Origin of the sequence: Streptomyces antioxidans (assembly GCF_000968685.2) — a bacterium.
GTDB classification, from domain to species: Bacteria; Actinomycetota; Actinomycetes; order Streptomycetales; family Streptomycetaceae; genus Streptomyces; species Streptomyces antioxidans.
This window is the reverse complement of sequence record NZ_LAKD02000138.1, coordinates 1-4047: the sequence shown is the minus strand read 5'-3', so window position 1 is coordinate 4047 and position 4047 is coordinate 1. Positions and strand designations below refer to the sequence as shown.

General features: G+C 74.3%; 2 protein-coding genes. Both read left to right on the top strand.

The features are described from left to right. A partial coding sequence (locus VT50_RS36295; protein ID WP_143645332.1) for an SDR family NAD(P)-dependent oxidoreductase occupies positions 1-2279 on the top strand: 2279 nt, incomplete at its 5' end. A 24-nt stretch (positions 2280-2303) separates the two neighbouring features. After that, positions 2304-4047: type I polyketide synthase (locus VT50_RS36290; protein WP_143645331.1), on the top strand; the 1744-nt coding region annotated here is incomplete at its 3' end.

Sequence of the window (4047 nt, the reverse complement as noted above, 5' to 3'; positions counted from 1 at the left end):
CCACGTACGCCTTCCAGCGGCAGCGCTACTGGCTGGAGCGGCCCGCGGCGCAGGTGGCGGCTACCGGGGGCGACCCGGTGGACGCGGAGTTCTGGGACGCCGTCGAGCGCGAGGACCTGGCCGCGCTGGTCGATGCGCTGGAGGTGGACGCCGACGAGGAGCGGTCGTCGCTGCGGACCGTGCTCCCGGCGCTGTCCTCCTGGCGGCGCGGGCGCCGCGAGCGGTCGGTGCTCGACTCCTGGCGCTACCACGTCGCCTGGAACCGGGTGCCGGACCCGGCCTCCGCGGCCCTGACCGGCACCTGGCTGCTCGCGGTCCCGGCCGGACACCTCACCGGGCACACCGCCGGAGACTCGGCGGGGCACCCCGCCGACGCCGGACACCCCGCCGGACACCCCGGCACCGAGCTCATCGACGCCGTACGCACCGGTCTGGAGACCCACGGCGCCACGGTCGTCACCGTCGAGGTGGCCGAGGCCGACCGCGCCGGGGTCGCCGCGCTACTCGCCGAGGCCACCGCCGGGGTCGCCCCGGCCGGAGTGCTCTCACTGCTCGGGCTCCCCGACGCACCGCACCCCGCACACGCGGGCGTGCCCACGGGACTCGCGCTCACCCTCGCCCTCGTCCAGGCCCTCGGCGACACCGGCGTGGACGCCCCGCTGTGGCTGGCCACCCGTGGCGGCGTGTCCGTCGGCGGCACCGACGCCCTCGACAGCCCCGCCCAGGCGGCCGTATGGGGGCTGGGCCGGGTCGCCGCCCTCGAACACCCCCAGCGCTGGGGCGGCATGGTGGACCTGCCGGACACCGTCGACGGCCGGGTGACCACCCGGCTGTGCGGTGCGCTCGCGGGCCGCCTCGACGACGAGGACCAGTTGGCCCTGCGGCCCTCCGGCGTGTTCGTCCGGCGGCTGGTACGCGCCGCCGAGCACCGGGAGAACGGCCCGGCGTGGACCCCCGAGGGCACCGTCCTGATCACCGGCGGCACCGGCGGCGTCGGGGCCCAGATCGCCCGGCGGCTGGCCCAGGCCGGTGCCGAACACCTCGTGCTCACCAGCCGCCGCGGCCCCGAGGCGCCCGGTGCGGACAAGCTCAGGGCCGAACTGACCGAGCTCGGCGCCAAGGTCACCGTGGCCGCGTGCGATGTGGCCGACCGCGCCGCGCTGGAGGCACTGGTGCGGGAGGTGGAGGCCGAGGGCCCGCCGATCCGGTCCGTACTGCACATCGCCGGAGCCGGTGTGCTCGTCCCGCTCGCCGACACCGATCTGGCGGAGTTCGCCGACACCGCGGAGGCCAAGGTCGCGGGCGCCGCCAACCTGGACGCCCTCTTCGACCGCGACACCCTTGACTCCTTCGTGCTCTTCTCCTCGATCTCGGCCGTCTGGGGCAGTGGCGAACACGGCGCGTACGCCGCCGCCAACGCCTATCTCGACGGCCTCGCCGAGCGGCGCCGGGCCCGCGGCCTCACCGCCACCTCGGTGGTGTGGGGCATCTGGAGCCCCGAGGAGGGCGGGATGGCCGCCAACCTCGCCGAGGAGCAACTGCGCGGCCGGGGCATCCCGTTCATGTCCCCCCGGCTCGCGATCGACGCGTTCTGGCAGGTGATGGAGCGGGACGAGACCGTGGTGGTGGTCGCCGACGTGGACTGGGAGCGGTTCGTGCCCGTCTTCACCTCGGCCCGGCCCAGCCCGCTCATCGGCCAGGTGCCCGAGGTGGCGCGGATCCTCGCCGCCGACGCCGACACCCGGGCCGACACGACCGGCGAGTCCTCCTCGCTGCGCGACCGGCTGGCCGACCTGGCCCCGGCGGACCGGCGGGCCGCCGTGCTGTCCCTGGTGCGCTCGCAGATCGCCACCGTCCTCGGCTACTCCGGCCCCGAGGCCGTCGACGCCACGCGCGCCTTCCGCGAGCTGGGCTTCGACTCCCTGAGCGCCGTCGATCTGCGCAACCGCCTCGGCACCGCCACCGGGCTCCGCTTCCCCGTCACCGTCGTCTTCGACTATCCGAGCGCGGAGGAGCTAGCCGGACACATCGGCGCCGAACTCTTCCCCGACGACGCCGCCACCACCGCCCTCGACCCCGAAGAGGCCGATGTCCGCAGGGCGTTGACCTCCATCCCGCTGCTCAGGCTCCGCGAATCCGGACTGCTGGACGAGCTGCTGCGGCTGGCCGGTTCCCACGACCCCGCCACCGCACCGGCGGACGAGGAGCCCGCCGAGTCCATCGACGACCTGGACGTGGATGACCTCGTGCGCATGGCCTACGACAAGAACGACCTCTGACGAGACGCGACTGCGGAGCTGACAATGGCAAACCCAACCGACAAGATCGTTGGCGCGCTGCGGGAGTCTCTGAAGGAGACCGAACGGCTGCGCCGGGTCAATCAGCAACTCACCGCCGCCTCCCGCGAACCCATCGCCATCGTGGCGATGAGCTGCCGCTACCCCGGCGATGTGCGCGGCCCCGAGGACCTGTGGGAACTGGTCACCGGCGGGCGCGACGCCATCTCGGGATTCCCCGGCAACCGCGGCTGGGACCTGGAAGGCCTCTACGACCCGGACCCCGACCGGCAGGGCACCGTCTACGCCACCGAGGGCGGATTCCTCCACGACGCCGACCAGTTCGACCCCGCGTTCTTCGGCATCTCGCCCCGCGAGGCCACCGTGATGGACCCGCAGCAGCGGCTGCTGCTGGAGACCTCCTGGGAGGCGTTCGAACGGGTCGGAATCGATCCGGCGGCGCTGCGCGGCAGCAAGACCGGCGTCTTCGTGGGCGCCGCCTACCAGGGGTACGTCCCCGACTGGCCCCATATGCCCGAGGGTCTGGAGGGGCACCTGGTCACGGGCATTTCCGCGAGCATCATGTCCGGCCGGGTCGCCTACACCCTGGGCCTGGAGGGCCCGGCCGTCACCATCGACACCGCCTGCTCGTCCTCGCTGGTCGCACTCCACCTGGCCTGCCAGTCGCTGCGCCAGGGCGACTGCTCGCTCGCCCTCGCGGGCGGCGCCGCCGTGATGGGCGCCCCGATGGGGCTCATCGGCTTCGCCCGGCAGCGCGGCCTGGCGCAGGACGGCCGCTGCAAGGCGTTCGCCGACGGGGCCGACGGCATGGGCCTCGGCGAGGGCGTCGGGGTGCTGCTGCTTGAGCGCCTTTCGGACGCGCGGCGCAACGGCCACCAAGTGCTGGCGGTCATACGTGGCTCTGCCATCAACCAGGACGGTGCGAGCAACGGCCTCACCGCGCCCAACGGCCGTGCCCAGCAGCGGGTGATCCGCCAGGCGCTCGCCAACGCCGCGCTCACGGCGGAGCAGATCGACGCGGTCGAGGCCCATGGCACCGGCACCCCGCTGGGCGACCCGATCGAGGCGGGCGCGCTGCTCGCCACGTACGGGAAGGACCGCGCGGCGGACCGCCCCGTGCTGATCGGCTCGCTGAAGTCCAACATCGGCCATCCGCAGGCCGCCGGTGGTGTCGGCGGTGTCATCAAGATGGTGCAGGCCATGCGTCACGGCCTGCTGCCCAGGACGCTGCACGCCGAGGAGCGCTCCTCGCGGGTCGACTGGTCGGCGGGGGCGGTGGAGCTGCTGACCGAGGCCAGGGAGTGGCCCCGCGGCGAGGAGCCCCGCCGGGCCGCCATCTCGGCCTTCGGGGCCAGTGGCACCAATGTGCACACCATCCTGGAGGAGGCTCCCGAGGAGGAGGCCGCGGCACCGTCGGAGACCCCGGCCGCGGGAGACGCCCCGGTGGTCGGGGGAGTGGTGCCGTGGGTGCTGTCGGCCAAGAGCACGGCGGGTCTGCGGGCCCAGGCCGAGCGGCTGCTGACGCATGTGACCGCGCGCCCCGGGCTGTCCCCGGCCGACATCGGCCACTCGCTCGCCACCACCCGCGCCCGCTTCGACCACCGCGCACTGGTCCTGGGCGGCGACCGCGACGAGCTGATCGGCGCACTGGGCGCGCTGGCGTCGGGTGGCGAGTCCCCGGGTGTGGTGCGTGGCGAGGGAGTCACGGCGAACGATGCCCGTCCGGTGTTCGTGTTTCCGGGGCAGGGGT